The organism is Actinocatenispora comari, from assembly GCF_017312725.1.
Taxonomy (GTDB): Bacteria; Actinomycetota; Actinomycetes; order Mycobacteriales; family Micromonosporaceae; genus Actinocatenispora; species Actinocatenispora comari.
In genome coordinates, this window is record NZ_BOPO01000113.1 from 25,057 (window position 1) to 50,553 (window position 25,497).

The 25,497-nt window shown below is 73.3% G+C and carries 26 protein-coding genes and 1 riboswitch; of the genes, 2 read left to right on the forward strand and 24 right to left on the reverse strand.

Annotated elements, in window-relative coordinates; translation table 11 throughout:
- Positions 1-15: 15 nt before the first annotated feature.
- The 9 genes from NUM_RS27080 to NUM_RS27120 all read right to left on the reverse strand — a co-directional run bounded on the left by NUM_RS27080 (position 16) and on the right by NUM_RS27120 (position 8,931).
- Positions 16-279 (reverse strand): phosphoribosyl-ATP diphosphatase, encoded by a 264-nt coding sequence (locus tag NUM_RS27080; RefSeq protein ID WP_207127773.1) that lies wholly within the window; start codon positions 277-279, stop codon positions 16-18.
- Between the two features lie 91 nt (positions 280-370).
- The gene (locus tag NUM_RS27085; RefSeq protein WP_207127774.1) at positions 371-967 is read right to left on the reverse strand and encodes a hypothetical protein; all 597 of its coding nucleotides are present in this window, start codon (positions 965-967) and stop codon (positions 371-373) included.
- 92 nt (positions 968-1,059) lie between these two features.
- Positions 1,060-1,539 carry a 6,7-dimethyl-8-ribityllumazine synthase gene (gene ribH / locus NUM_RS27090; RefSeq protein ID WP_207127775.1) on the reverse strand — a complete coding sequence of 160 codons (480 nt, stop codon included), beginning with the start codon at positions 1,537-1,539 and terminating at the stop codon, positions 1,060-1,062.
- Positions 1,539-2,783: a bifunctional 3,4-dihydroxy-2-butanone-4-phosphate synthase/GTP cyclohydrolase II gene (locus NUM_RS27095; protein ID WP_207127864.1), complete on the reverse strand. Its 1,245-nt coding sequence runs from the start codon at positions 2,781-2,783 to the stop codon at positions 1,539-1,541. The genes ribH and NUM_RS27095 overlap by 1 nt, the downstream gene beginning before the upstream one ends.
- Positions 2,784-2,800: 17 nt before the next feature.
- Entirely contained in the window at positions 2,801-3,409 is a 609-nt protein-coding gene (locus NUM_RS27100) for a riboflavin synthase (protein WP_207127776.1), read from the reverse strand.
- A gap of 112 nt (positions 3,410-3,521) precedes the next feature.
- Positions 3,522-3,678, reverse strand: a riboswitch (FMN riboswitch).
- Between the two features lie 120 nt (positions 3,679-3,798).
- A complete protein-coding gene (locus NUM_RS27105) occupies positions 3,799-4,773 on the reverse strand; it encodes a response regulator (protein ID WP_225918881.1) in 975 nt (324 codons plus the stop codon).
- Positions 4,770-5,405: a ribulose-phosphate 3-epimerase gene (gene rpe / locus NUM_RS27110; RefSeq protein WP_207127865.1), complete on the reverse strand. Its 636-nt coding sequence runs from the start codon at positions 5,403-5,405 to the stop codon at positions 4,770-4,772. The genes NUM_RS27105 and rpe overlap by 4 nt, the downstream gene beginning before the upstream one ends.
- 228 nt (positions 5,406-5,633) lie before the next feature.
- On the reverse strand, positions 5,634-6,143 hold the full coding sequence (locus NUM_RS27115) for a DinB family protein (protein ID WP_207127777.1): 510 nt from the start codon (positions 6,141-6,143) through the stop codon (positions 5,634-5,636).
- A gap of 91 nt (positions 6,144-6,234) precedes the next feature.
- Positions 6,235-8,931, reverse strand: coding sequence for a DEAD/DEAH box helicase (locus tag NUM_RS27120; RefSeq protein WP_207127778.1), 2,697 nt, complete (start codon positions 8,929-8,931; stop codon positions 6,235-6,237).
- Between the two features lie 156 nt (positions 8,932-9,087).
- Here NUM_RS27120 and NUM_RS27125 point away from each other — a divergent pair, with 156 nt between their 5' ends.
- Positions 9,088-9,861: an HAD family hydrolase gene (locus NUM_RS27125; protein ID WP_370467068.1), complete on the forward strand. Its 774-nt coding sequence runs from the start codon at positions 9,088-9,090 to the stop codon at positions 9,859-9,861.
- Between the two features lie 182 nt (positions 9,862-10,043).
- On the opposite strand, the gene NUM_RS27130 is transcribed toward NUM_RS27125, so the two are convergent.
- The 6 genes from NUM_RS27130 to NUM_RS27155 form a co-directional block, all read right to left on the reverse strand.
- Positions 10,044-10,946: a diacylglycerol/lipid kinase family protein gene (locus NUM_RS27130; protein ID WP_225918882.1), complete on the reverse strand. Its 903-nt coding sequence runs from the start codon at positions 10,944-10,946 to the stop codon at positions 10,044-10,046.
- A 66-nt stretch (positions 10,947-11,012) separates the two neighbouring features.
- The gene (gene tatC, locus NUM_RS27135; protein WP_225918883.1) at positions 11,013-11,891 is read right to left on the reverse strand and encodes a twin-arginine translocase subunit TatC; all 879 of its coding nucleotides are present in this window, start codon (positions 11,889-11,891) and stop codon (positions 11,013-11,015) included.
- 82 nt (positions 11,892-11,973) lie between these two features.
- A complete protein-coding gene (gene tatA / locus NUM_RS27140; protein WP_084131458.1) occupies positions 11,974-12,243 on the reverse strand; it encodes a Sec-independent protein translocase subunit TatA in 270 nt (89 codons plus the stop codon).
- A 168-nt stretch (positions 12,244-12,411) separates the two neighbouring features.
- Positions 12,412-12,663: a hypothetical protein gene (locus NUM_RS27145; protein WP_207127780.1), complete on the reverse strand. Its 252-nt coding sequence runs from the start codon at positions 12,661-12,663 to the stop codon at positions 12,412-12,414.
- A 108-nt stretch (positions 12,664-12,771) separates the two neighbouring features.
- Positions 12,772-13,725 carry a helix-turn-helix transcriptional regulator gene (locus NUM_RS27150; protein ID WP_225918884.1) on the reverse strand — a complete coding sequence of 318 codons (954 nt, stop codon included), beginning with the start codon at positions 13,723-13,725 and terminating at the stop codon, positions 12,772-12,774.
- Positions 13,722-14,708 (reverse strand): helix-turn-helix transcriptional regulator, encoded by a 987-nt coding sequence (locus NUM_RS27155; RefSeq protein ID WP_207127781.1) that lies wholly within the window; start codon positions 14,706-14,708, stop codon positions 13,722-13,724. The genes NUM_RS27150 and NUM_RS27155 overlap by 4 nt, the downstream gene beginning before the upstream one ends.
- Positions 14,709-14,859: 151 nt before the next feature.
- On the opposite strand from NUM_RS27155, the gene NUM_RS27160 reads away from it, so the two are divergent.
- Entirely contained in the window at positions 14,860-15,933 is a 1,074-nt protein-coding gene (locus NUM_RS27160) for a DUF3866 family protein (RefSeq protein WP_207127782.1), read from the forward strand.
- 95 nt (positions 15,934-16,028) lie between these two features.
- Here the strand turns inward: NUM_RS27160 and NUM_RS27165 are convergent, their stop codons facing one another.
- The 9 genes from NUM_RS27165 to NUM_RS27205 form a co-directional block, all read right to left on the reverse strand.
- Positions 16,029-17,279 (reverse strand): MFS transporter, encoded by a 1,251-nt coding sequence (locus NUM_RS27165; protein WP_207127783.1) that lies wholly within the window; start codon positions 17,277-17,279, stop codon positions 16,029-16,031.
- A gap of 90 nt (positions 17,280-17,369) precedes the next feature.
- Entirely contained in the window at positions 17,370-17,639 is a 270-nt protein-coding gene (locus tag NUM_RS27170; protein WP_207127883.1) for a hypothetical protein, read from the reverse strand.
- A gap of 37 nt (positions 17,640-17,676) precedes the next feature.
- Positions 17,677-19,035, reverse strand: coding sequence for a Pup--protein ligase (gene pafA, locus NUM_RS27175; protein ID WP_207127784.1), 1,359 nt, complete (start codon positions 19,033-19,035; stop codon positions 17,677-17,679).
- A 209-nt stretch (positions 19,036-19,244) separates the two neighbouring features.
- Entirely contained in the window at positions 19,245-20,108 is an 864-nt protein-coding gene (gene prcA, locus NUM_RS27180; RefSeq protein WP_207127785.1) for a proteasome subunit alpha, read from the reverse strand.
- Positions 20,109-20,203: 95 nt separating this feature from the next.
- Positions 20,204-21,040: a proteasome subunit beta gene (gene prcB / locus NUM_RS27185; RefSeq protein ID WP_225918885.1), complete on the reverse strand. Its 837-nt coding sequence runs from the start codon at positions 21,038-21,040 to the stop codon at positions 20,204-20,206.
- Entirely contained in the window at positions 20,965-21,228 is a 264-nt protein-coding gene (locus NUM_RS37760; RefSeq protein ID WP_263975149.1) for an endonuclease VII domain-containing protein, read from the reverse strand. The genes prcB and NUM_RS37760 overlap by 76 nt, the downstream gene beginning before the upstream one ends.
- 463 nt (positions 21,229-21,691) lie before the next feature.
- Entirely contained in the window at positions 21,692-21,907 is a 216-nt protein-coding gene (locus NUM_RS27195) for a ubiquitin-like protein Pup (protein WP_203962108.1), read from the reverse strand.
- Between the two features lie 190 nt (positions 21,908-22,097).
- Positions 22,098-23,615 carry a depupylase/deamidase Dop gene (gene dop / locus NUM_RS27200; RefSeq protein ID WP_370467069.1) on the reverse strand — a complete coding sequence of 506 codons (1,518 nt, stop codon included), beginning with the start codon at positions 23,613-23,615 and terminating at the stop codon, positions 22,098-22,100.
- A gap of 177 nt (positions 23,616-23,792) precedes the next feature.
- Positions 23,793-25,385: a hypothetical protein gene (locus NUM_RS27205; RefSeq protein WP_207127786.1), complete on the reverse strand. Its 1,593-nt coding sequence runs from the start codon at positions 25,383-25,385 to the stop codon at positions 23,793-23,795.
- Positions 25,386-25,497: the final 112 nt, after the last annotated feature.

Consider the following 25,497-nt stretch of genomic DNA (forward strand, 5'->3'; position numbering starts at 1 on the left):
GACGTACGGACCCGACTACAGATGTCGGTAGACGTCGTCGAGCGTCAACCCCTTCGCGATCATCAGCACCTGCGCGTGGTAGAGCAGTTGGGAGATCTCCTCGGCGGCCCGGTCGGCACCCTCGTGCTCGGCCGCCATCCACGACTCGGCCGCCTCCTCGACGACCTTCTTGCCGATCGCATGCACGCCGGCCCGCAGTGCCGCGACCGTCCCGGAGTCGGGGTCGGCGGCGGCGGCCTTGGCCGACAGTTCCGCGAACAGCTGATCGAAGGTCTTCACGGTGTCCCATTCTGGCAGTTCCGCCCTGCGGGACGACGGCCGGTCCGCGGTACCGCCCTGGCCGGGCGGTACCGCGGTCGTCCGGTGCCGCTCAGTGCCCGCCCGGCAGGGTCGGCATGCCGTTGCCCGGCTTCGGGCTGGTACCGCCGTTGCCGGGCATCGTGGTCTGGCCGGGCTGCCCACCGGTACCGGGGCTGGACGACGGCTGGCCGTCGCCGGGCTGCGCGGTACCCGTCGGGCTGGACGACGGCTGCCCGCACGGCTGGCCGCCCGCCGGGCTCGGCGACCCGGTGGCCGCCTGCTGCCCGCCGCCGGCGCTCGGGCTCGCGCCGAGCCCGCCGCCGGCCGGGTTCTTCCCGCCGTTCAGCCCACCGCCGTTGTCGCCGCCGTTCAACCCGCCGTTGTCGCCGCCACCGTTCTGGCCGCCGTCGTCCCCACCGTTCTGGCCGCCGTCGAGGCCGCCGTTCCGGCCGCCGGCGGACGGGCTCGGCGCGCCGGGGCCCCCGTTGCCGTTGCCGCCCTGGCTGCTCGCCGACGGCGAGGCGGGGGCCGAGGCGCAGGCGGACGAGGCGGACGCGCTCGGCCGGGCCTGCGCCTTCGCCGTGTCCTTGTTGTCCTTGCACCCGGCCAACGCTGCCAACCCGACGGCAGCAAACGCCACAATGCCGACGATTCGTCGAATACGCACGGAACTATCCAATCCCCCAGAAGACATCGCGACCGGAGGGTAGGTGGGCACCGCAACCGGCCGCCGCGACACGTGCCGCGGCGGCCGGGCGGTCAGCCCCGCAACGCGCGGATCGTCAGCGCCGCGTCCAGCGCGGCGACCGTGGTGTCGAAACCCTTGTCCTCCGGGGATCCGGGCAGCCCGGCCCGATCACGCGCCTGCTGCTCGGTGTGCACGGTCAGCACCCCCTGCCCCACCGGTACCCCGGTGTCCAGGGCGACGCGGGTCAGCCCGTCGGTGACCGACCGGCACACCATCGCGAAGTGCTCGGTCTCCCCCCTGACCACCACCCCGAACGCGGCCACCGCGTCGCAGCGGGCAGCCAGCGCGGCGGCCACCACCGGCAGCTCCACCGACCCGGCCACCCGTACCGAGGTCACGTCGGTGACGCCGCACGCGGCGGCCGCCGCCTCGGCCCGGGCCAGCAGCTGGTCGGTGAGCTTCTCGTGCCAGCGCGCGGCGACCAGGCCGAGCCGTAGCCCGGCCGCCTGCGGCAGCGCGTCGGACAGATCAGGTGCGGCGTGCCCGGCCATCAGGCGTGTCCTTCCCGTAGTTCGTCGAAGTCGGGCAGGTCGGTGAGCAGGTGCCCGAGCCGGTCCCGCTTGGTCTTCAGGTAGTTGATGTTGTCCGGCCCGGCCGGCACCGGCAGGGCGACCCGCTCGGCGATGCGCAGCCCGTACCCGGCCAGCGCGGTCCACTTGTCCGGGTTGTTGGTCAGCAGTCGGATGCTGCGCACGCCGAGGTCGGCGAGGATCTGCGCGCCGATGCCGTAGTCGCGGGCGTCGGCGGGCAGCCCCAGCGCCAGGTTCGCGTCGACCGTGTCGGCGCCGCCGTCCTGCAGCTCGTACGCCCGCAGCTTGGACAGCAGGCCGATGCCGCGGCCCTCGTGCCCGCGCAGGTACACCACCACGCCCCGGCCCTCGGCGGCCACCGCGTGCAGCGCCGCGTCCAGCTGCGGGCCGCAGTCGCAGCGCAGCGAGCCGAACACGTCCCCGGTCAGGCACTCCGAGTGCACCCGTACCAGCACGTCCTCGCCGTCGCCGATGTCGCCGGCGACCAGCGCGATCTGCTCCGAGTCGTCCAGCACGCTGCGGTAGCCGACCGCCCGGAACTGCCCGTACCGGGTGGGCAGCCGGGTGCTGACCACCCGTTCGACCTGCTGCTCGTGCCGGCGCCGGTAGGCGATCAGGTCGGCGATGGTGATCAGGGTCAGCTCGTGCTCGGCGCAGAACACGCTCAGCTCGTCCACCCGGGCCATCCCGACGTCCTTCTGGCTGACCACCTCGCACAGCACGCCGACCGGCGGCAACCCGGCCAGCCGGGCCAGGTCGACCGCGGCCTCGGTGTGCCCGGGCCGGCGCAGCACGCCACCCTCCCGGGCCCGCAGCGGCACCACGTGGCCGGGCCGGCGGAAGTCGGTCGCCGTCGACGCCGGATCCGCGAGCAGCCGGATCGTCCGGGCCCGGTCGGTCGCGGAGATGCCGGTGCTCACCCCCTCCGAGGCGTCCACCGTCACCGTGTACGCGGTGCCGCGCCGGTCCTGGTTGACGTGGTACATCGGGGGCAGCGCGAGGCGGTCGCAGTCGGCGCCGGGCAGCGGTACGCAGATGTAGCCGGAGGTGTAGCGGACCATGAACGACAGCAGCTCCGGCGTCGCCTTCGCCGCGGCGAAGATCAGGTCGCCCTCGTTCTCCCGGTCCGGGTCGTCGACGACGACCACCGGCCGGCCGGCGGCGATGTCGGCGATCGCCTGCTCGACCGTGCCGAACCCGGTCACCGGCGCCTGCACGCCGGTCACAGCGCACGCTCCGGCGATCCGACGAGCTTCTCCAGGTGCTTGCCGATCACGTCGACCTCGAGGTTGACCAGCCCGCCGACCGGCCGGCAGCCCAGCGTGGTGGCCCGCCGGGTGGTGGGGATCAGGCTGACCGCGAACGACACCTCGTCGACGTCGGTGACGGTCAGCGACACGCCGTCGACCGCGATCGACCCCTTGACCACCACGTACCGGTTGAGGTCCGGCGGCAGCGCGATCCGCACGTCCTCCCAGTGCTGCGCCGGCTTGCGGTCGAGCACCGTACCGACGCCGTCGACGTGGCCCTGCACCAGGTGCCCGCCGATCCGGCCACCGAGCTTCGCGGCCCGCTCCAGGTTGACCCCGTCGCCGGCGGCCAGACCGTCCAGTGTGGAGCGTTCCAGCGTCTCGCGCATCACGTCGGCGACGAAGGTACCGGCGTCGGCGTCGACCGACACGACGGTCAGGCACACGCCGTTGACGGCGATCGAGTCACCGCGCCCCGCGTCGCTTGCCACCAGCGGCCCCCGCACCGTGAACAGAGCGGCGTCGGCCAGCCGCTCGACGGCGGTCAGCTCGCCCAACTCCTCGACGATCCCGGTGAACATGTGCCCCGCGCTCCTTCCTCGATGCGCGAGGCGGGCAGGGCAACATGCGGGCACACGGCGAAGCGCACGCACCGCCGTGACGTCGACACGGCACGCCGCGTCGACGCTGCCCGCGCGCTTGCTCCCTTCCGGACTTTGACCGTCGGCTCCGGACTCTCACCGGATCCACCGTCACCGTGGCCGTCGCCGACCGCGGTGCCGGGTCGCGGGCTTCACGGACTCGCCGTGTCACCGCCGGTTCGGAATTTCACCGAACCCCGCCAGCGCGCGTGCTGGTTTCGCACCACCAGTCTGGCACGCCGCGGCGGCGGCTCCGAGCGGTACCCGCGTCTCGTTGGTCACTGCACCTCAGCAGCACTGCGCCTCAGCAGCACTCCGCCGCAGCAGGCTCAGCGCGGGTCGGCCGGCTCCGCGCGGTTGCGGCGCCGGTCGACCGCCACGTACGAGCCGGGGCGGGACTTCGCGACCTGCTTCATCTCGGTGGCCACGGCGACCACCTCGCGCGGGTCGCCGAACGTGCGATGCTGCGAACTGGCCACCCCGATCGACAGCGTGACCAGCGGAAACGTATGGATCTCGCCGCGCCGGTCGGGCAGCCGGAGATGCCCCGCGGCGGCGTCGGCCGGGTCGTACAGCTCGACCACGCCGGCCTCGAACGCGGCGATGGTGTGCGAGGTGATCGCCTCCACCTGCCCGGGCAGGCACAGCACCAGGAAGTCGTCGCCGCCGACGTGGCCGAGGAACGGCACCGGGGCGCCGACCGCGACGACCGCCTCGTACAGCACGTGCGCGAGCAGGCTGATGAACTCGTCGCCGCGGACGAACCCGTACGCGTCGTTGACGCTCTTGAACCAGTCGATGTCCACGTAGCACAGGGCAAACCGGTCGTCTCGCCGCACCCGCCCGGCGATCTCGCGCAGGATCCGGGTGTTGCCCGGCAGCCCGGTCAGCGGCGACGCCTCCCGAACCTCCCGGTTGCGGCGCAGCGTCGAGCGCACCCGGGCGACCAGCTCGAGGGTGTCGAACGGCTTGATGATGTAGTCGTCGGCGCCGGCGGTCAGCCCGGCGACCCGGTCGGCGCCCAGCCCCTTGGCGGTCAGCATGATCACCGGCAGGCCGGCGGTGAGCGGGTCGGCCCGGATCCGGCGGGTCACCTCGACCCCGTCCAGCTCGGGCATCATCACGTCCAGCAGCACCAGGTCGGGCCGGTGCCGGGCGATCTCGGCCAGCGCCTGCACGCCGTCCGCGGCGACCGCCACCTCGAACCCCTCGAACCGCAGGTTCATCTCGACGAAGCGGACGATGTCCGGATCGTCGTCGACGACCAGCACCCGACCGGGCCCGGCCGACCGCTGGTCGGTCACGACGCCGCGGCCCGGGCCCGTTCCCGCAGCGCGCGCGCCGCCGCGGCCGGGTCGTCGGCACCGTAGATCGCGGTACCGGCGACGAACGCGTCCGCGCCGGCCTGCGCGGCCTGCTCGATGGTGTCGGCGTTGATTCCGCCGTCCACCTCGATCCGGACCGACAGGTCACCCCGGGCGGCCTTGACCGCACGCACCTTGTCCAGCAGCTCGGGCAGGAACCGCTGGCCGCCGAAGCCGGCCTTGATGGTCATGACCAGCAGTGTGTCGAACTCGGGCAACAGGTCGAGGTACGGCTCGATCAGGGTGTCCCGGTCGATCGCCAGCCCCGCCTTGCTGCCGGCCGCACGCAGCCGCCGGGCCAACGCGACCGGATCGTCGGTCGCCTCCGCGTGGAACGACACGTTGTACGCGCCGGCCTCCGCGTAGCCGATCGCCCACCGGTCCGGATCGTCGATCATCAGGTGGCAGTCCAGCGGCACGTCGGTGGCCCGGCGCAGGCTCTCCACCACCGGCAGCCCGATGGTCAGGTTCGGCACGAAGTGGTTGTCCATCACGTCGACGTGCAACCAGTCCACCGCGTCGGCGACGGCGGCGGCCTCGTCGGCCAGCCGGGCGAAGTCGGCGGCCAGCATGCTCGGTGCGATCAGCGGCTCGATGTGCTCCACGGTCGGCCAGTCTACGGCCGACCGACCAGCCACCTCACCCGGCGCGGCCGGCCAGCCGGCTCATCCGGCCGACCAGACTGCTCAGTCGGCGCGGCCGACCAGACGGCTCACCCGGCGCGGCCGACCAGACGGTTCGGTCGGCCGGCCGGCGGCCCGGTCGGTGACACCGCGCCGCCACCGGCCGCCCGATCCTTCTCAGCCGCCGGTCCGGCCGTCGATGCGCTCGCGCAGGAAGTCGGCGTGGCCGTTGTGCCGCGCGTACTCCTCCAGCATGTGCGCATAGCACCAGCGCAGCGACAGGGTGCCGAGCTTCGGGTGCTCGAACGTCGCGTCCAGCGACAGCTCGGCGACCGCGGCCCGGGCGGCGTCCTGCTCGGCCAGCAGCGTCGCGTAGTCGTCCGCCGCGCCGGCCGGGTCGGCCTGCTCGAAGTCGGCGTCCGAGCCCGGGTACAGCTCGGGCAGGTCGGCGCCGCCGAACCGGCGGCGGAACCACTGCCGTTCCACGTCGGCCATGTGCCGCACCAACCCGAGCAGCGACAGGTTGGACGGCGGCACCGCCCACCGGGCGAGCTGCTCGCCGGTCAGGCCGGCGCACTGATGCAGCAGGGTGGCGCGATGCCACTCCAGCAGTCCTTCGAGGATGGCGCGCTCGTCACCGACGAACGGCTCGTCCACGCGCTTGATCTCGGGTGCGATCCACGACATCCGGTCATGATGCCGCAAAACCACGCCGCCGTGGGGTCGCCGTCCGGCGTGGCGCGACGGCCGGCGACCGCCGCGGGACGACGGGCCCGGATCAGCCGACCGAGGTGTAGGCGACGACGCCGCGGCGCAGTGCGTCGACCGCCTGCCGGCAGGTGCGGCGCAGCGTGTCGTCGGCCGGTACGGCGATCTGTTCGAGCAGGTCGATGACCTGCCGGCACCAGCGGACGAAGTCGCCGGCCGGCATCTCGCCGTCCACCCCGGACGCGCTCGCGAGCACCTTCGCCAGCGGCTCGCCGCGGGCCCAGCGGTACATCGGCCAGGCGAAGCCGAGGTCGGGTTCGCGGGTCAGCCGCAGCCCGTACCGCTGCTCGGCGGCGAACAGCTCGCCGAACAGCGCGAGGCTGCGACCGATCGCCTCCTCGGCGTTGCCGTGCGGCACCGCGATGCGGTCCTCGGACTCCCGGCGCGCCTCGTACACCAGGATCGAGGCGGCGGCGGCGAGCTCCGGCGCGGACAGCCCTGCCCACACGTCGTGCCGCAGGCACTCGGCGACCAGCAGGTCGGTCTCCGACCAGATCCGCGCCAGCGTACGACCCGAGTCGGTCACCTCGTAGCCGTCGTGGGCGCCGGCCAGGTAGCCGCGTTCGGCGAGCATCGCGCAGACGTCGTCGAACGTGCGCACCAGCGACCCGGTCCGGCCGGCCACCTTGTCCTGCAGCGCGGCCGTCTCCTGCTGCAGCCGCGCGTACCGCTGCGCCCAGCGGGCGTGGTCCTCCCGGTCCGGGCACCGGTGGCAGGGGTGCGCCCGCAGCTCGCGACGCAGTTCGGTGAGTTCCTCATCGTCGGCCGCGGCGGACCGGCCACGCCGGGCGCGGCGGGTGTCGTCGGCGACCGCGACCTCGGCCCTCGACAGCGCGACGGCGAGGTCGCGCCGGGCCTGCGGCGAACGGTGGTTGAAGTGCTTGGGTACCCGGATGCGGCCCAGCGACGCGGCGTCGCCGAGCTCCGAGCCGGGCAGCCGGCCGGCCCACCGGTCCTCGGTGAGTACCAGCGGGCGCGGGTCGTCGCGGGCGCTGTCGCCGGGGTCGAGCACCACGGCGAGCCCGGCCCGGCGCCCGTGCGGGATGCGGACGATGTCGCCGACCCGCAGCATCGCGAGCGCCTGCGCGGCCTGCGCCCGCCGGTTCGCCGAACTGCGCCGGCCGAGCGACCGTTCCCGTTCGGTGATCGCGGCACGCAGCGCGAAGTACTCGGCGAAGTCGCCCAGCTCGCAGTGCATCCGCTCGGCCAGCCGCCGCGCGTTCTCCTCGTTGCGCTGCACCTGGTGCGCGAGGCCCACCACCGACCGGTCCGCCTGGAACTGCGCGAAGCTGCGGGACAGCACCTCCCGGGAGCGCTCGAAGCCGAGCATCTCGATGCTGTTGACCGCCATGTTGTACGACGGCCGGAAGCTGGACCGCAGCGGATAGGTACGGGTCGAGGCGAGGCCGGCGACGTGCCGCGGGTCGGTGTCCGGCGACCACAGCACCACCGCGTGGCCCTCGATGTCGATGCCGCGCCGGCCGGCCCGCCCGGTCAGCTGGGTGTACTCCCCCGGCGTGATGTCCACGTGCGCCTCGCCGTTGTACTTGACCAGGCGTTCCAGCACCACGCAGCGGGCCGGCATGTTGATGCCCAGCGCCAAGGTCTCGGTCGCGAACACCGCCTTGACCAGGCCGCGGACGAACAGCTCCTCGACGATCTCCTTGAACGTCGGCAGCATCCCGGCGTGGTGGGCGGCCAGCCCCCGCTCCAACCCCTCCAGGAACTCCCAGTAGCCCAGCACGGTGAGGTCCTCGCCGGCCAGCGCCGCGGTCCGTTCCTCCACCAGGGCACGGATCTCGGCGCGCTCGGCCGGGGTGGTCAGCCGCAGCCCGGCGCGCAGGCACTGGGTCACCGCGGCGTCGCAGCCGGCCCGGCTGAACACGAACAGGATCGCCGGCAGCAGCCCGGCGCCGTCCAGCCGGTCGATCACGTCCGGCCGCGCCGGCGGCTGCCAGCGGCGCGGCCGGCCGCGCCGCCCGCCGCCCCACTCCAGCCGGCGCAGCTGCTCCCGGGTGTTGCGCAGCAGCTCCGGGTGCACCTCGTGCTTGCGCGCCGCGGCCTGGTCGTGGAACAGGTCGAACATCCGGCGACCGACCAGCATGTGCTGCCACAGCGGTACCGGCCGGTGCTCGGAGACCACCACCTCGGTGCGGCCTCGGACGGTGACCAGCCAGTCGGCGAACTCCTCGGCGTTGGACACGGTCGCCGACAACGACACCAGCATCACCGACGCCGGCAGGTGGATGATGACCTCCTCCCACACCGCGCCGCGGAACCGGTCGGCGAGGTAGTGCACCTCGTCCATCACCACGTAGCCCAGACCGTCCAGAGTGGACGATCCGGCGTACAGCATGTTGCGCAGCACCTCGGTGGTCATCACGATCACCGGCGCGTCCGGGTTGATGGCGTTGTCACCGGTCAGCAGCCCGACGTTGGCCGGCCCGTGCCGGGCGGCCAGGTCGTTGTACTTCTGGTTGGACAGCGCCTTGATCGGCGTGGTGTAGAACGCCTTGCGGCCCAGCCGCAGCGCGAGGAACACCGCGAACTCGCCGACCACGGTCTTGCCGGCGCCGGTCGGTGCGCAGACCAGCACACCGCTGCCGTCCTCGACCGCGGCGCACGCCTCCACCTGGAACTCGTCGGGTTCGAAACCGAGGTCGGCGGCGAAGTCGGCGAACGCGGGCCGGCCGGGTGAGGTGCTCATACCCGCAAGGCTAGGCGCCCGGGTGGGCCTCCCGCCCGCGCATATCCCGGGAGAGGTACACAAACCGCAATCCGGTCGCGCCACCCGGTACCGGCACGTTGCCACCCATACCAGCACCGTTGTCGAGTCGCCCGGCGCACTCGGTATCGTGCTGACGTGCCGGACGCCACGCCTCGTGACCCTTCCGCCGGATCCGGCGGCCCGCCCAGCGCCGCCCCGCTGCTCGACGGGCAGCGCCGTCCCCGCGCCGTCCTGCTCGACTTCCACGGCACGATCGTGCAGGTCGAGCCGGCCGAACGGTGGGTACGGCTGGCCGCGGCCGCCTGCAGCACCGACCTGCCCGCGGACCGCTGCGCCGGCCTGGCCGATGCGCTCGTCACCGCGGGCCGCGCCGGCGGCCCCCGGCCGGGCCGGATCCCGCCCGAGCTGGCCGAGGCGTACGCCGACCGGGACCTGTCCGAGCCGGCCCACCGCGCCGCGTACACCGGGCTCGCGGCCACCGTCGACACCGGCATCGACGGCCTGCCCGACGCGCTGTACGAGCGGCTGCTGGATCCGGACGGCTGGCGGATCTACCCGGACACGCTGCCGATGCTGCGCGCCCTGCGCGCCGCCGGAGTGCCGGTCGCGGTGGTCAGCAACATCGGTTTCGACGTGCTGCCGATCGCCACCGCGCTCGGCTTCGCCGACCTGATCGACCACTGGCTGCTGTCCTACCAGCTCGGTACCTGCAAGCCGGATCCGGCGATCTTCCGGCGCGGCTGCGCCGCGGTGCGGCACGAGCCCGAGCAGACGCTGATGGTCGGCGACACGCCGGCCGACGCGGCCGCCGCCGCGATCGGCTGCCCCACCCTGGTGCTGCCGGCGACCGAGCCGGACCAGGTGCACGGCCTCGCCGCCGTCCTGCACCTGCTCGGCATCACCGCCTGACCACCGGCCACCGGACCGCCGCGCCGTCTGACCGCCCGGCCGCCGAACCGCCGCGCCGCCTGACCGCCGGCCACCGGACCGCCGCACCGTCTGACGGTCCCGACCGCCCGGCCACCTGACCGTCCGACCGTCTGGCGGTCCGGACCGCCGGACCGGCCGAACGCCCGCCGCGGAACGGCCGGTCAGGCCAGCAGTTGCAGGGAACCCGGCACGCACTCCACCGTCACCGGTAGCGGCAGGGCGCGCTCACCGTCGGCGTACGTGCGGCGCGGCTCGCCGTGGATCTCCAGGGTGCGCACCCGGTGCGTGCTCACCGCCGGATGCTCGACGTGCTTTCCCTTGCGCATCAACGACTTCATCTTCACCGCGGTGGCCCGCCCGATCGGCCCGATGATGGTCAGGTCGAGCACCCCGTCGGCCGGGTCGGCGGTGGGGCAGACCGGCAGCCCGCCGCCGTAGCGCGCGGTGTTGCCGACCGCGACGATCATCGCCGTCAGCTCCCGGGTCTCGCCGTCCAGCACCAGCTTGTAGTCGTGCGGCGCCAGCTGCGCGATCTCGGCCAGAATCGACAGGTCGTACCGCCGGGGGCCCTTCGGCCAGCGCAGTTGGTTGGCGCGCTCGTTGATCGAGGCGTCCAGGCCGGCCGACAGCACGGTGCCGAACCAGAGCGGATCGGCGCCCGGGCCGCTCGCCCGGCCCAGGTCGATGACGGTGCGCTGGCCCTGGGTCAGCGCCGCCACCAGCCCCTTGATCGCCGCCTCCGGCTCCAGCGGCAGCCCCAACGCGCCGGCGAAGTCGTTGCCGGTACCGGTCGGGACCACGCCCAGCGGCACGTCGGTGCCGGCGACCGCCTGCACCGCGAGGTGCACCGTGCCGTCGCCGCCGACGGCGACCAGCGCGGCCGGGGACCGGTCCACCGCGTCCCGGCAGGCCTGCTGCGCCTGCTCCCGATCCGGTGCGGCCAGCACCCGCGGCACCAGCCGCGCGGCCCGCAGCCGACCCACCACGTCGGCCAGCACCCCGCCCCGCCGACCCCGGCCGGCGGTCGGGTTCACCAGCACGGCCACCTCAGCGCCATCGTTCACGCGGATGACCGTACCGGTACGCGGCGACGGGCGGCCAGACCGGTCGACGCCGGCCCGGCCACCCGGTCAGATCGTGTCGTCGAAGTTGGACCGGCGACGCGAGCGCGGCGTCTCGTCGTCCTCGATCGGTTCGGGTGCACCGATCGGCTCCAGATCGTCCACTGGCTCGGCGCTGTAGCCCAGCTCCGAGGCCTCGTCGTCGTCGACCGCGCCGTACTCGGCGGCCAGCTTGCGGGCCTTGCGGCGGTCGTTGATGAACGCGAACCCGACCGCACCGAAGTAGAGCGCCACCATCGGGATGGCCAGCGCGGACATCCCGAACGGGTCCGGCGTCGGGGTCACGAACGCCGAGATGACGAACATCAGGAAGATCGCGATCCGCCACCAGCCCAGCAGCCGCTTCGCGCTGAGGATGCCGGCCGCGTTGAGCAACGCCAGGATCAGCGGGAACTCCAACGCCAGGCCGAACACCACCATCAACTTCGTCAGGAAGTCGAGGTACGCGCTGACGTCCAGCATCGCCTTGGTCTGGTCGTCCAAGCCGGGTAACAGGAACGCCAGCCCGCGGGCCACCACCAGGTAGGCGAGCAGCACACCGCCGGCGAACAACGGCACCGCGACCGCGACGAAGCCGAAGCCCCACCGACGCTCGTTGCTGTGCAGGCCGGGGGCGATGAACCCCCACAGCTGGTAGAACCACACCGGGCAGGCCAGCACCAGCCCCACGTAGAGCGCGACCTTCAGCCCGACCACGAAGTACGAGGTGACCTGATAGGTGATCAGGTCACACGACTTGCCGCTTCGATGGGCGATGGGCAGATCGCAGTAGGGGTTGGTCAGGAAGTGGATGACCTGCTTGTGTACCGCGTAGCCGATGATGAAGCCGACCAGGATGGCCAGGGCGGACTTGAACAGCCGGCTGCGCAGCTCCCGCAGGTGCTCCATGAGCGGCATGGAGCCGTCGGCCGCTCGTTGAAATTGTTCCGCCCGACGGCGGCGGAGGACCGGAGTCACGGCTCGGTCGAGATCACAGGTCCGTGGTGGACTTCTTGGCCGACCTGGACTCCTGCACCGGAGACACCACGTCGTCAGACTCCAGCGGCTTACGGCTGGCCTGCGCGTCGGCCTTCTCCGCCACGTCGCGATCCTCGTCGTCGCGCAGCGTCTTGGTCTCGGCCTTGATGATCCGCAACGAGCGGCCCAGGCCACGCGCGGCGTCCGGCAGCTTCTTCGCGCCGAACAGCAAGATCAGCACCACCACGAGAATCGCGATGTGCCACGGCCTGAGGGCACCCATCTAACTCCACCTCCCGGTGCGAAGACCTTCCCATCCTACGTTCCGCCGTAGGGAACGTCTTCGGCCCAGCAGTCTGCTGCACGGCCCGGCGCGCCAAGTCTCGCCGCCCGGACGTGTCCCCGTCAACCGGGCACGGCCGAAACTCGACGCCGGACGCCCATCTTACGGCTATGACCGGTGTCGAGCGGAGACCGGCAGCTCGTCCCGTACCTCCGCGAGGCGGGACCGGACGGCGGCGAGCTCCAGGTCGAGCGAGCCGGAGCGCTCGGCCAGCAGGACCAGCTGCCCGCGACGCTGCCGCAGCGCGGTCAGCGCCGCCACCAGCGCCGGCAACCGGCGTCGCAGCTCCAGCAGGCCGGCCGCCAGCATCGCCGCGCCGACCAGCACGATCGCGAGGACAACGAACCAGATGGCATGCACGTCGGCCACCCTAGGTCATGGCGTGACCGACCGACAGGCATGGCACGCCGGCGTGCCCGATCCGCCGGGAAACCGCCCCGTTGCGCCCGGAGTGCGTATCGACGTCGGTCAGTCGATGCCGTACGCGGCGAGGGCGGCGCGCGCGTCGGCCGCGACGGCGCTGGCCAGCTCCGGCGGACCCACCACCTCGGCGTCGGCGCCGAGCCCCAGCACCAGCCGGCGCGCCCAGGTCAGGTCCGAGGCACGCAGCCGGACCCGCCAGCGCCCGTCCGGCTGCGGTTCGACCTGCTCGCACGGGTAGTACTCGGTGATCCACCGGGCACCGCGGTCGACCAGCAGCGTGACCTGCGGCTGGTCGGCGGTGGGGCGGAACGTACCGCCGCGCAGGTCGGCCGGTTGCGCCTGCGGCGGTGGCGCGGACGGCTCCGCCAGCTCGGTGAGCTGGTCGATCCGGTCCAGCCGGAACAGCCGCACCGCCTCCGCCCGCCGGCACCAGGCCTCCAGGTACGACCAGGCGCCGACGGTCAGCAGCCGCATCGGGTCGACCACCCGCTCGGTCGACACGTCGCGCCCGGCCGTGTAGTACCGGATCCGCAGCGCCCGGCCGCGGTCCAGGGCGCCGCGCACCTCCGCAGTCCGGTCGCTGTCGGCGGGGCCGCGCACGGCGACCCGGCCGGCCGTGTCGGCCGCCTCCCCGGCCGCCGACTCGATCTTCGCCAGCGCCCGCTCGACCGCGTCGCGGTGGGCCAGCCCGGGCGTCTCGGCCAGCGTGCGCAGCGCGACCATCAGCGCCAGCCCCTCGTCCGGGGTCAGCCGCAGCGGCCGGTCGATACCGGCGTCGTAGGTGATCGTCACGGTGTCGCCGTCCAGCGACATGTCGATCAGGTCGCCCGGCCCGTACCCGGGCAGCCCGCACACCCACAGCAGCTGCAGATCGTCGCGCAGCTCGGCGGCGGTGACGCCCAGGTCGTCGGCCGCGTCGGCGATCCGGATACCGGGCCGCGCCAGCAGGTAGGGCATCAAATTGAGGACCCGGCCGAGCCGGTCGGTCGCCGCGCTCACGAGCTCACCTCCGACGGGCTGGCCGTACCGGCGCGGGACGCGATCGGCCGCAACCGGTCGATGACCGCCGCGCGCAGTTCCGGCGGGTCGAGCACCACCACGTCGGCGCCGTAGCCGACCAGCCGCGAGGCGAGCGACTCGACGTCGGAGTAGCGCAGCCGTACCACGTCGCCGTCGACCGCGTGCGCCTGCCGGCGGATGCCGTTGCCCGCGCCGGCCCGCAACCGCACCGTCGCGGTACGGGTGGCGGCCGGTTCGGCGAACGAGTGTGCCACGTAGTCGATCAGGTCGACCTGCTCGGGCGGGCGGAACGCGTCGGGCTCGCCGACCAGCCGCACCGGGCCGGCGAACCGGGACAACCGGAAGCACCGGGTCGCCCGCCGGTCCTCGTCGTGGCCCACCACGTACCACCGGCCACGGAGCGAGACGACGCCCCACGGCTGCAACCGGCGGGTGGCGGGCTCGTCGGCGGCCGGGGTGCGGTAGTCGAACCGGACCGCGCGGCGCTCCCGGACCGCGCGGGTCAGCGGCTCGAACGCGGGCTCGGCGCTGACCACCGGCTCGACCCCGAGCGTGGCCTGCGGGTCGACCTCCACCCCGGCCGCGCGCAGCTTGCGCAGCCCCGAGGACGCCGCCTGGGCCAACCCGGCGTGCCGCCACAGCCGCGCTGCCAGCCCGACCGCGGCCGCCTCGTCCGGGGCCAGCCGCACCTCCGGCAGCGCGTAGTCGCGGCGGCCGATCCGGTAACCGGGCTCGGTGTCGAACACCGAGTCGGTCCCGGTCTCCAGCGGCACGCCGAGCTCGCGAAGGTCGGCCTTGTCGCGCTCGAACTTGCGCTGGAAGGCCTCGTGCTCGCGGGCGTCGGCGGGGTCGTGCCCGTAGCCGGGCACGGTCGCCGCGATCTGCGCGGCGGTCAGGAAGCGGCGCGTGGACAGCAGGCAGATGACCAGGTTGACCAGGCGTTCGGTGCGGGAGCGCGACACTCTGGCCAGGCTATCCCATCGCCGCCGGCCGCTCGTCGCACGACGGGTGTGGCGGTCGGTCGACAGGCCGGGAGAAGCCGGGCAACAGCCGCAAACGACACGCTGTCGCCCCGGCCGGGACGCCGTCGGCGGCGATGACTACGGTGAGCGCGTGGTGCGGTGGCGCAGCGGACGAGTGCTCGGCGAGCGGTGCCGTTGGCGCGGCGCGATCGAATACCAGGTACGGCTGGACACGCGCAGCCCGGACGATCCGGAGACGGTGCGCGCACTCGCCTACCCCGACCTGGTCGGCACGCCGCAGGCCGGCGACCGGGTACTGCTCAACACCAACGCGCTCGCCCTGTCGCTCGGCACCGGCGGGTACGCGCTGGTCGTCGCCGTGCCGGACCGACTGCCGGCCGATCCGACCGGCCCCGGGCACGTGGTCAAGGCGCGCTACACGCCGCTGCAGGCGGTCGTACAGGCCGTCGACGAGGACGGCGCGCCGCACCGGGACGCCGTCGCCGGCGCCGACGACCTGGCCGGGATGCCCGTGGTCCTCGCCGACCTGCACTCGGCGCTGCCCGCGGTGCTCGCGGCGATCCCGGCGCGGATCCCGGTGGCGTACCTGATGACCGACGGTGGGGCGTTGCCGGCCTGGTTCAGCCGCACCCTCGACGGGCTGTCCGACCGGCTGTGCGGCACCGTCACCGCCGGCCAGGCGTTCGGCGGCGACCTGGAGGCGGCCACCGTGCACGCCGGCCTGCTCGCCTGCCGGTACGCGCTGGGCGCCGCCGTCACCATCGTCAGCCAGGGCCCCGGCAATCTCGGTACCGGCACCCGGTGGGGCTACTCCGGCGTCGCGGTCGGCGAGGCGGTCAACGCGGTCGCGGTGCTGGGCGGGCGGCCGATCGGCTCGCTGCGCATCTCCGACGCCGACCCCCGGCCCCGGCACCAGGGGTTGAGCCACCACAGCCGCACCGCGTACGGCCGGGTCGCGCTCGCCGCCGCCGACCTGGTGGTACCGACCGGGCTCGCGCCGGCGCTCGCCGAGCGCGTCGCCGCCGACCTGCGCGAGCTGCCGGCCCGGCACCGGATCGTCGAGGTGGACGGCACCGGGCTGCTCGACGCGCTGCGGGCCAGCCCGGTCCGGCTGTCCACGATGGGCCGCGGCCTGGACGCCGACACCGGCTACTTCCTCGCCGCCGCGGCCGCCGGCCGGCACGCCGCCGATCTGCTGGCCTGACCACCCGCCCGGCCGCACCGCGGGCCCACGGGCCGAATCGCGGTGGTCGGAGGCCGGTCAGACGCCGGGCCGAATCGCGGTGGTCGGAAGCCGGGTCAGACGCCGGCCGGGACCGGCGGCTCGGCCGGGGTGTCCGACCTCGGCTCCGGATGGTCGCCGCCGATCGTGCCGCGCAGCAACCAGAGCAGCCCGGCCAGCACCAGCCCGGCGCCGGCGGCCAGCAGGAACGCCGGCCGCGGGCCGTGCGCCGCGGTCAACTGCCCGCTGATCGACTGGCCGCCGGCGAGCCCCAACGTCACCGCGGTCACGATCCAGCCGAACGCCTCGGTGGCGGTACCGGCCGGTGCGACCAGCTCCACCGCGGCCGAGTGCGCCGTCGACTGCGGCGTGATCAGGCAGCCCGCCACCAGCAGCGCCACCGCCAGCCCGACCAGCCCCGTCGGTACCGACAGCAGCGCCACCAGCGCGGCGAACCCGGCCAGCAGCGCCGGCAGCCGCAACCGCATCGGACGCGGCCACGGGCGCACCCCGTACACCAGGCCGAACGCCACCGAGGTCACCGAGAACAGGCTGAGCAGCAGGCCACCGGCCGCCTCGTGGCCGGCCGCGGTCGCCGACGCCGGCACCGCGACCTCGACGAAGCCGACGACCACGCCGAAGCCGAACGCGGCGAGCGCGACCGTGCGCAGGCCGGGGCTGGCGAGGGCGCCCAGCACGCTGCGGCTGCCGGTACCGCGGACCGGCCGGTGACCGCGGATCGTCGGGTTCAGCACGAACGCCAGCGAACCCACGATCATCAGCGCCGCGCCGGCGACCAGCCCCGTCCCCGCCCACGGCGCCGCCGCGAGCAGCCCCGCGACACCCGGGCCCAGGATGAAGAAGACCTCCATGCTGATCGCCTCGTACGCCAGGGCGGCGTCCCGGTTCGGCCCGGCCGGCAGCAGCCGCGGCCACATCGCCCGCGACGCCGAACCCACCTGCGGCTCGAACGCGCCGATCCCCAGCGCCAGCAGCACCAGCAGCGGCACCGGCCCGTGCGCCTGGATGGTCAGGCACCCCGCCGTCACGAACCCGGCGTACACGGCGACCACCACCAGCATCGGCCGGGTCGCGCCGAACGCGTCCATCAGCCGGCCCTGCGCCACCGATCCGACCGCGACGCCCACCAGGGTGCCGGCCGACACCAGCCCGGCCGGCCCGTACGAGCCGTACTCGCGCTGCACGTAGAGCAGCGCGGCCAGGCCGATCATCGCGATCGGCAGCCGGGCGAACAGCGAGGCCACCACCGGCCCGCGGGCGCCCGGGGTGCTCAGGGCACGGCGGTACGCGGCGACAGAAGCGGACATGACCTCGAGTCTGCGGCCCGGCGCAGCCGACCGCCCGGCAATTGTCCGGTAAGCTTCGTCACCCCGGCCAGGCCGTTACCGATCCGGGTGTCAGGAGAGCACGATCAGCAGCACCCAGCCGACCACCACGACGGCCAGGATCAGCCCCAGCACCCAGGTCGGCACCTTGTACTCGCCGCGCCGGTTCCGCTCGATCTCGGCCCGGATCTTCTCCCGGCGCCGGGTCGCCCAGCGCCCCGCCACGCCGTACTGCGCGGCGGTGCGCAACTCGTCGCGCAACGACGGGATCTCGTCCTCGCTGTCCTCGTCCGACGCCTTCGGCGGCTCGTCCCGCTCGGCCGGCTGCTTGCCGTCGTTCATCGTCTGCACAGTCGCCTCGTCCGCCACTCCCGACCCGTCACATGCTCGCGATCAGCTTGTCGACCCGCTCGTCGACCGACCGGAACGGGTCCTTGCACAGCACCGTGCGCTGCGCCTGGTCGTTCAGCTTCAGGTGCACCCAGTCGACGGTGAAGTCGCGCCGCTTCTCCTGCGCCCGCCGGATGAACTCACCGCGCAGCCGCGCCCGGGTGGTATGCGGCGGCGTCTCCTTCGCCTCGAAGATCTCCACGTCGCTCGCCACCCGGTCGACCTCGCCGCGCCGCTCCATCAGCTGGTAGAGCCCGCGCCCGCGACGCAGGTCGTGGTAGGCCAGGTCCAGCTGCGCGACCCGCGGATGCGCCAGCGGCAGATCGTGCTTGCTGCGGTACCGCTCGATCAGGTCCAGCTTGCTGACCCAGTCGATCTCGCGCCGCACGCTGGTCAGGTCGCCCGACTCCACCGCGCCGAGCACCCGGCCCCACAGCTCCAGGATCCGTTTGGTCACCTCGTCACCGCCGCGCTGCGCGACGAAGTCGACCGCCTTCGTGTAGTACTCCTGCTGGATGTCCAGCGCGCTGGCCTCCCGGCCGGACGCCAGCCGCACCGTGCGCCGGCCGGTCACGTCGTGGCTGACCTCACGGATCGCCCGGATCGGGTTCTCCAACGTCAGGTCGCGCATCACCACACCGGCCTCGATCATCCGCAGCACCAGATCGGCGGTACCGACCTTGAGCAGCGTGGTGACCTCGTTCATGTTCGAGTCGCCCACGATCACGTGCAGCCGCCGGTACCGCTCGGCGTCGGCGTGCGGCTCGTCCCGGGTGTTGATGATCGGCCGCGAGCGGGTGGTCGCGCTGGAGACGCCCTCCCAGATGTGCTCGGCCCGCTGGGACAGGCAGAACACCGCACCGCGCGGGGTCTGCAGCACCTTGCCCGCGCCGCAGATCAGCTGCCTGGTCACCAGGAACGGGATCAGGATGTCGGCCAGCCGGCCGAACTCGCCGTGCCGGGACACCAGGTAGTTCTCGTGGCATCCGTACGAATTGCCGGCGGAGTCGGTGTTGTTCTTGAACAGGTAGATCTCCCCGGCGATGCCCTCGTCGTGCAGCCGCCGCTCCGCGTCGATCAGCAGCCCCTCCAGGGTCCGCTCACCGGCCCGGTCGTGCGTGACCAGGTCCTGCACCGAGTCGCACTCCGGCGTCGCATACTCCGGGTGCGAACCGACATCGAGGTACAACCGGGCGCCGTTGCGCAGGAACACGTTGGACGAGCGCCCCCACGACACCACGCGGCGGAACAGATAGCGGGCGACCTCGTCCGGGGACAGCCGCCGCTGCCCGCGGAAGGTGCACGTCACCCCGTATTCGGTCTCAATCCCGAAGATGCGCCGATCCATGTACCGACATTAGCCTCACCGACCGCCTCCGCGCTGCCGTCGGACGGTCACGATCCCGGACGAGTTTGCCACCGGCAGCGCCGAAAGCGTGGCATGCCGCGATCGCCGCCGGACGCCACGACGCCGCCGGACGCCCCGACCCGCGACGCCCGACCGTCCACAGTGGCCGGCCCGCGCCGCCCCGCCGCGGGGTGCGGCGGGGCGAACCCTCACTTGTCGTCGGCATCACCCGCGGGCTTCTCGCCGCCCGCCTCGTCGGACTTCCCGGTGTCCTTCTCGGCCGCCTTGCCGGTCGACTCGGCGTCCGCCGCCCCGGCCGACTCGCCCGCCGGCTCCCCGGCATCCGCGGGCGCACCCGCGTCCGCCGGCGCCTCGGCCGGCGTGCCCTGCGCCACCAACTCGTCCAGCGCCGCCCCGGTGATGCGCCGGAACGTGCGGCCCGAGCGACGCCGGTCCAGCACCGCCACCTCCAGCTGCGACGCGGTCAGCTCGCGCCGCTCGGCGCCGGTGCCACTCAACGCGTCCACCGCCAGCCGCAACGCCTCGGCCAGCGTCATGTCCTCCCGGTGCCGGTCGCGCAGCACCGCCGAGATCGCGTCCGCCTGGCCGCCCATCGCCACGTAGCCCGGCTCGTCACCCACCGAACCGTCGTAGGTCAACCGGTACAGCTGGTCGCGCTGCGGGCTGTCGCCCACCTCCGCGACGCACACCTCCACCTCGAACGGCTTCGGCTGCTCGGTGAACAGCGTGCCCAGCGCCTGCGCGTACACGTTCGCCAGGCCCAGGCCGCGCACGTCGGCGCGGTTGTTCGCGTACCCCTGCACATCGGCGTAGCGCACGCCGGCCTTGCGCAGGTTCTCGAACTCGTTGTAACGACCGACCGCGGCGAAGCCGATCCGGTCGTAGATCTCCGCCACCTTGTGCAGCGCAGTGGAGACGTTCTCCGCCACGAACAGCACGCCGTCCGCGTAGGTCAGCACCACCACACTGCGGCCCCGCGCAATGCCCTTCCGCGCGTACTCGGACTTGTCGCGCATCAGCTGCTCGGGCGAGGCGTAGAACGGCATCGTCACGGCTGAGACTCTCCGGTTCCCATCGGTGCGCGCACCGGCGACCGGTGCGCGGCTTGAGGCTCCAACACTGTCCTACCTGGTCTGGTGCGGCCCGCTCAGCCGCCCGGGTGCTGCATCCGCTCCTCCACCACCGAGCGCACCACCGCGGCCACGTCCTCCTCGGGCAGTTCCCGGAAGCCGTCCGCGTCCACCAGGGCCACGATCGGGAAGATGCTGCGGGCCAGGTCCGGGCCACCGGTGGCGGTGTCGTCCTCGGCCGCGTCGTACAGCGACTCGACCGCGAGCCGGACCGCGCCGTCGGCGTCCACGTCGCGCGAGTAGCGCTTCTTCAGCGCCGACTTGGCGAACAGCGAGCCGGAACCGACCGCGTGGAAGTCCCGCTCCTCGTACGGCCCGCCGGTGACGTCGTAGGAGTAGATCCGCCCGGCCGTCGCCGGATCCGCCGCCGTCGGGTCGTACCCGGTGAACAGCGGCACCACGGCGAGGCCCTGGATGGCCGCACCGAGGTTGTCGCGCACCATCGCGGCCAGCCGGTTCGCCTTCGCCGGCAGCGACAGCGAGGTGCCCTCGATCTTCTCGTAGTGCTCCAGCTCGACCCGGAACAGCCGCATCAGCTCCAGCCCGATGCCGGCGGTGCCGGCGAACGCGATCGCCGAGTACGTGTCGGCCGGGAACACCTTGCGGATGTCGCGCTGCGCGATCAGGTTGCCCATCGTCGCGCGCCGGTCGCCGGCCAGCAGCACACCGCCGGCGTAGGTCATCGCGACGATCGTCGTACCGTGCGGGGCGAGGTCGCCGAGCGCCCCGGACGGCGGCAGCGGGCGACGGCCCGGCAGCAGCTCGGGTGCCGCGACCCTCAGATAATCCGCGAACGACGGACCGCCGGTGTACGCGAATTCGACCGGTAGACGCCCGGGGAGATCTCGACCCACGGAGTGGTTCCTCTCAGGTAGCTGATCGCCTTGGCCAGGTGCTCGACGTCGTCTCGGAAGTGCCCGAGCCCGCCGTTGCAGTTGAAGCACAGAATGCCACGGACCCCGCCGGACACATGATCGTGGTCGACATGCTCCGGCGCGGCCCGCCCACAGATCGCGCAGACCCCGCCCTGCTCCGCCAGCATCCGCGCGAAGTCCGCGACCCCGATCCCGTACCGCCGCCGCAGGTGATACTCGCGCGTACTTCCGTGATTGCGGATCCTCGACTCACGCCCGCGAACGTTGTGGCACGGCTTGCAGTAGCGCCCGTGACCCCCGCGGCCGGACCGACTCTTCGGGAACTCGGCCAACGGCTTGAGGGCGCGACAGTCCGGACACCGGCGGGTCCCCTCGGGAAGCTCTTCGCGCGGCCGGACGGTTCGGCCCGCCGTGCTGCCACGTCGCTCGTAGCTGGCGTTGGACCGCTTGTTGAAACAGGGCTTGCAGTAGGAACCGCGACCACTCGGACGCCCGGAGCTGACGTGAAACTCATCGAGCGGTTTCCACTCGCCACAGTCTCGACATCGGCGCCGACCATCACGGTCGTCATTCGGCAGAGGCATCGGTGAAATCCCCAATCAATGAATCGGACATATCACCGCAAATGCCTCATTCTCCCCCTTTTTGTACATAGCCCTTCACAAACTCCTCGGCGTTCTCTTCGAGGACGCCGTCGATTTCGTCGAGGAGGTCGTCGACGTCCTCGGTGAGCTTCTCCTGCCGCTCGGCGACCTCGGGGTCGACCGCGGGGGCCTCGTCGACTGCGTCTTCCTCGGTGTGGCTGCGGTGGGACTGGGACTGCCCGCCGCTGTCTCGCGTCGCCATCGGATGCTCCCCTCGCTGACGAACCCGTAGACGCACCCCGGTCCGGTCGAGCCGACCGGACCGGTGCCGTCGATCAAAATCTACCTCGCCGGGCAGCCGAATCCCGGTGGCAAAACGGACTTCACGCCAGAGGGATGCGGCCGGGTGCCTCGAACGCACCCGGCCGGGACAGCGCAGCGCCCCGCCCGGCTCAGTCGGCGGTCAGCTCGGCGAGCAGGTCCTTCGCGCTGACGCAGCGGTCGAACAGCTCACCGACGTGCCGCTTCGTGCCGCGCAGCGGCTCCATCATCGGTACCCGCACCAGCGACTCGCGGCCGACGTCGAAGATGACCGAGTCCCAGCTGGCCGCGACGACCTCCGCCGGGTAGTTCTTCAGGCAGCGGCCGCGGAAGAACGCCCGGGTGTCGGTCGGCGGCTCACCGACCGCCCGGACCACCTCGTCGTCGGTGAACAGCCGCCGCATCGCGCCGCGCGCGACCAGCCGGTGGTAGAGCCCCTTGCCCGGCCGTACGTCGGAGTACTGCAGGTCGACCAGGGCGAGCTTCGGCGAGGACCAGTCGAGCTGCTCGCGCTGCCGGTAGCCGTTGAGCAGCCGCAACTTCGCCACCCAGTCGAGCTGGTCGGCGAGCGTGTTGGGGTCCTCGGCGAGTTTGCGCAGCACCTCGTCCCAGCGGTCCAGTACGTCGGCGGTGATCTCGTCGAGCTCGTCGCCGTACTGCTGGGCGCAGAACGCGCGGGCGTGCTCCAGGTAGCCGCGCTGGATCTCCAGCGCGGTCAGCTCGCGGCCGTCGCGCATCCGGATCCGGTGGGTCAGCGAGGGATCGTGGCTGACGTTCTTCAACTCGGTGACCGGGTCGGCGATACCGAGGTCACCGGGCAGCGCCTTCGCCTCGATCATGGCGAGCACCAGTGCGGTGGTGCCGACCTTGAGGTAGGTGGCGATCTCGGACAGGTTGGCGTCGCCGATGATCACGTGCAGCCGGCGGTACTTGTCGGCGTCGGCGTGCGGCTCGTCCCGGGTGTTGATGATGGGGCGCTTGAGCGTGGTCTCCAGCCCGACCTCGACCTCGAAGAAGTCGGCCCGCTGGGAGAGCTGGAAGCCGGTGCCGGAGCCGTCCTGGCCGAGGCCGACCCGGCCGGCGCCGGTGAACACCTGCCGGGTGACGAAGAACGGGGTCAGGTGCGCCACGATGTCGGCGAACGGGGTGTCGCGGCGCATCAGGTAGTTCTCGTGGGTGCCGTAGCTGGCGCCCTTGTTGTCGGTGTTGTTCTTGTACAGGTTGATCGGCTGGGCGCCCGGGATGGCGGAGGCGCGGCGGGCCGCCTCGGCCATCACCAGCTCGCCGGCCTTGTCCCACAGCGCCACGTCGCGGGCGTTGGTGCACTCCGGCGCGGAGTACTCGGGGTGCGCGTGGTCGACGTAGAGCCGGGCGCCGTTGGTGAGGATGACGTTGGCGAGGCCGAGGTCCTCGTCCGCGAGCGCCTCGGCCGGGTCGTACAGCGCGCCGGAGTAGCTGAAGCCGCGGGCGTCGCGCAGCGGCGACTCCTCCTCGTAGTCCCACCGGGCGCGACCACCGCGGTCGAGCTCGGGGCGGGCGCCGTAGGCGTTGACGATGGCCGAGGAGGTGACCATCGGGTTGGCGCCGGGCCGGCCGGGCACGGAGATGCCGTACTCGACCTCGGTGCCCATGACCCGTCGGCTGCTCATGCCCGCTCCCTGCTCGCGTGACTCGGTTCTTCCTGAATCGGCTCGCGTGTGCCCGGCCCCTCTGGGCCGGTGAGGACGAAGGGTACCGGCGAAGCTGCTCGCCGGGCCGCCGCGCGTCCGGTCCGCGGTGTCCGGATCGGACGTGCTCGTATCGAGCCTAGCCCCAATGTCGCCCGGTCACGCCGGGTGGCGGGCATCGGTACCGGGTGGTCGCCGCCCCGGTGCCGGCGCGAGGAAGGCGTACCAGGGTGCGACGCCGTGCGGCCGGGGCATCGGGTGGCGGCGCCATCCGGGGCCGGCCCGGTGGTCGTCGCGGTGCCAGGTGAGCAGGACCGCCTGCCGCCGGCCGGCGAGGGCGGGCAGGCCGGCGGGTGGGCTAGTGGTACAGCCGAGCCGGTAGGCGAGCTGGGTGCGGCGCGGCCCGGCCAGCACGCAGGGCCGCCGGACGCCGAGTCGTCGCAGTTCCGCGGCGGCCGCCGCGGTGGGGTCGGGGCGGTGCACGATCCGGCGCAGGCTCGCCAGCTGGGCCGTCTCGTGCAGGGCGAGCAGCAGGACCAGCGCGACGAGCACCGCTCGCCGCGCACGCTGGTCCCGCGCCGCCGGCAGCACCGCGAGCACCGCTCGGCCCCGGGGCAGCACCGCGAGCACCGCTCGGCGTCGGGCCAGCGCCGCCGGCACCGCGACTAGCAGGCTCGCGACCGGCAGCGCGGCGAGTGCGTAGGCCGGGAGCAGGAAGCGCGGCGCGGCGTAGTCGACGGTGCCGAGGTAGCAGATTCCGATGCCGGTGGCGACCGCGGCCGCCGGCGCGATGGCGGCGAGCTGGCGCTGCCGGCGGGCGACGACCAGGGCCGCGACCACGAGTACCGGGAGGGCGAGCCACCAGGCGCGGAGCGGCCAGGCGTGGGCCGCGGTCAGGTGGTGCAGGCTGCACGGCCGGCACAGCAGTGGACCGTTGAGCGCGCGCAGCTGGTAGAGCAGGCCGAGTGGGTGGAAGCCGATGCCGCCCTGTTGCCTGCTGGCCTCGTGCAGCCGCGCGGCGAGGCCGCCGAAGCGCAGGTACGCCTCGACGATCCAGTCGGCCGCGCCGGCGAGGCAGCCGCCGACGACGGCGAGCGCGAGGCTGGGCCGGCGCCAGCGGCGTACGAGCGCGATCGTGGCGAGCAGTGGCAGCGCCACCCAGCCGGCGTCGGAGGGGCGTAGCAGGGCGATCACGGCGAGCGGGACGGCGACGCCGAGCGGGGCGAGCCGGGCGGTGCGCTGGCCGTACCGGACGAACCAGCCGGTGGCGGCGACGGCGGCGAACGCGACCCAGCTGTTGGGCAGGTCCTCGGCCCCGTAGAGCAGCGCGGTCCACAGTCCGGCGAACAGCAGGGCGGCGACCGGTACGACGGCGGGACGGCGCAGCGCCCGCAGCCAGGGCCAGTACCCGGCGGCCAGCGCCACGCCGGCCAGCACCGCGAGGTACGAGCGCAGCGCGGTGACCGAACCGGTGAGCTGAACGATCGGCGCGATCAGGTAGGTGATGCCGGGGGCGCGGGCGGCGGTCCAGGCGAGTGCCGGTACCCGGGGGCTGACCTGGCTGGCGTAGAGCGACTCGTCCGCGCCGAGCGGCAGGTGCGGGGCGACGAGGACGAGCATGGCGGCGGGGTAGGCGGCGGCGACGACCACGAGCCAGAACCCGGCCCGGCGTACCAGCGGGGTGCGTGGCCGGCTCGGCGCCGGCGCCGGCTCGGGTGGGACCACCGTGCTGTCGACGACCTGACCGCGCATTGCACCCCTCCTGGGTCAACCTGATGGAGGGGGGTTACACAGGGTGTCCTGTGCCTCCACAGAGAAGACGGCCGGAGGGGGCATGGCGTTGGCAAGCGTGTGGAAACCGTGA

What these genes read in the sequence shown, in the direction of transcription:
- ribH (WP_207127775.1), bottom strand. Translation starts at nt 1,539, where the DNA reads ATGGCCGGGCACGCCGCACCTGATCTGTCCGACGCGCTGCCGCAGGCG.
- NUM_RS27115 (WP_207127777.1), bottom strand. Translation starts at nt 6,143, where the DNA reads ATGTCGTGGATCGCACCCGAGATCAAGCGCGTGGACGAGCCGTTCGTC.
- NUM_RS27165 (WP_207127783.1), bottom strand. Translation starts at nt 17,279, where the DNA reads ATGTCCGCTTCTGTCGCCGCGTACCGCCGTGCCCTGAGCACCCCGGGC.
- tatA (WP_084131458.1), bottom strand. Translation starts at nt 12,243, where the DNA reads ATGGGTGCCCTCAGGCCGTGGCACATCGCGATTCTCGTGGTGGTGCTG.
- NUM_RS27170 (WP_207127883.1), bottom strand. Translation starts at nt 17,639, where the DNA reads ATGAACGACGGCAAGCAGCCGGCCGAGCGGGACGAGCCGCCGAAGGCG.
- NUM_RS27205 (WP_207127786.1), bottom strand. Translation starts at nt 25,385, where the DNA reads ATGCGCGGTCAGGTCGTCGACAGCACGGTGGTCCCACCCGAGCCGGCG.
- dop (WP_370467069.1), bottom strand. Translation starts at nt 23,615, where the DNA reads ATGAGCAGCCGACGGGTCATGGGCACCGAGGTCGAGTACGGCATCTCC.
- NUM_RS27120 (WP_207127778.1), bottom strand. Translation starts at nt 8,931, where the DNA reads ATGAGCACCTCACCCGGCCGGCCCGCGTTCGCCGACTTCGCCGCCGAC.
- NUM_RS37760 (WP_263975149.1), bottom strand. Translation starts at nt 21,228, where the DNA reads ATGCTGGCGGAGCAGGGCGGGGTCTGCGCGATCTGTGGGCGGGCCGCG.
- rpe (WP_207127865.1), bottom strand. Translation starts at nt 5,405, where the DNA reads ATGCTGGCCGCCGACTTCGCCCGGCTGGCCGACGAGGCCGCCGCCGTC.
- tatC (WP_225918883.1), bottom strand. Translation starts at nt 11,891, where the DNA reads ATGGAGCACCTGCGGGAGCTGCGCAGCCGGCTGTTCAAGTCCGCCCTG.
- NUM_RS27195 (WP_203962108.1), bottom strand. Translation starts at nt 21,907, where the DNA reads ATGGCGACGCGAGACAGCGGCGGGCAGTCCCAGTCCCACCGCAGCCAC.
- pafA (WP_207127784.1), bottom strand. Translation starts at nt 19,035, where the DNA reads ATGGATCGGCGCATCTTCGGGATTGAGACCGAATACGGGGTGACGTGC.
- NUM_RS27100 (WP_207127776.1), bottom strand. Translation starts at nt 3,409, where the DNA reads ATGTTCACCGGGATCGTCGAGGAGTTGGGCGAGCTGACCGCCGTCGAG.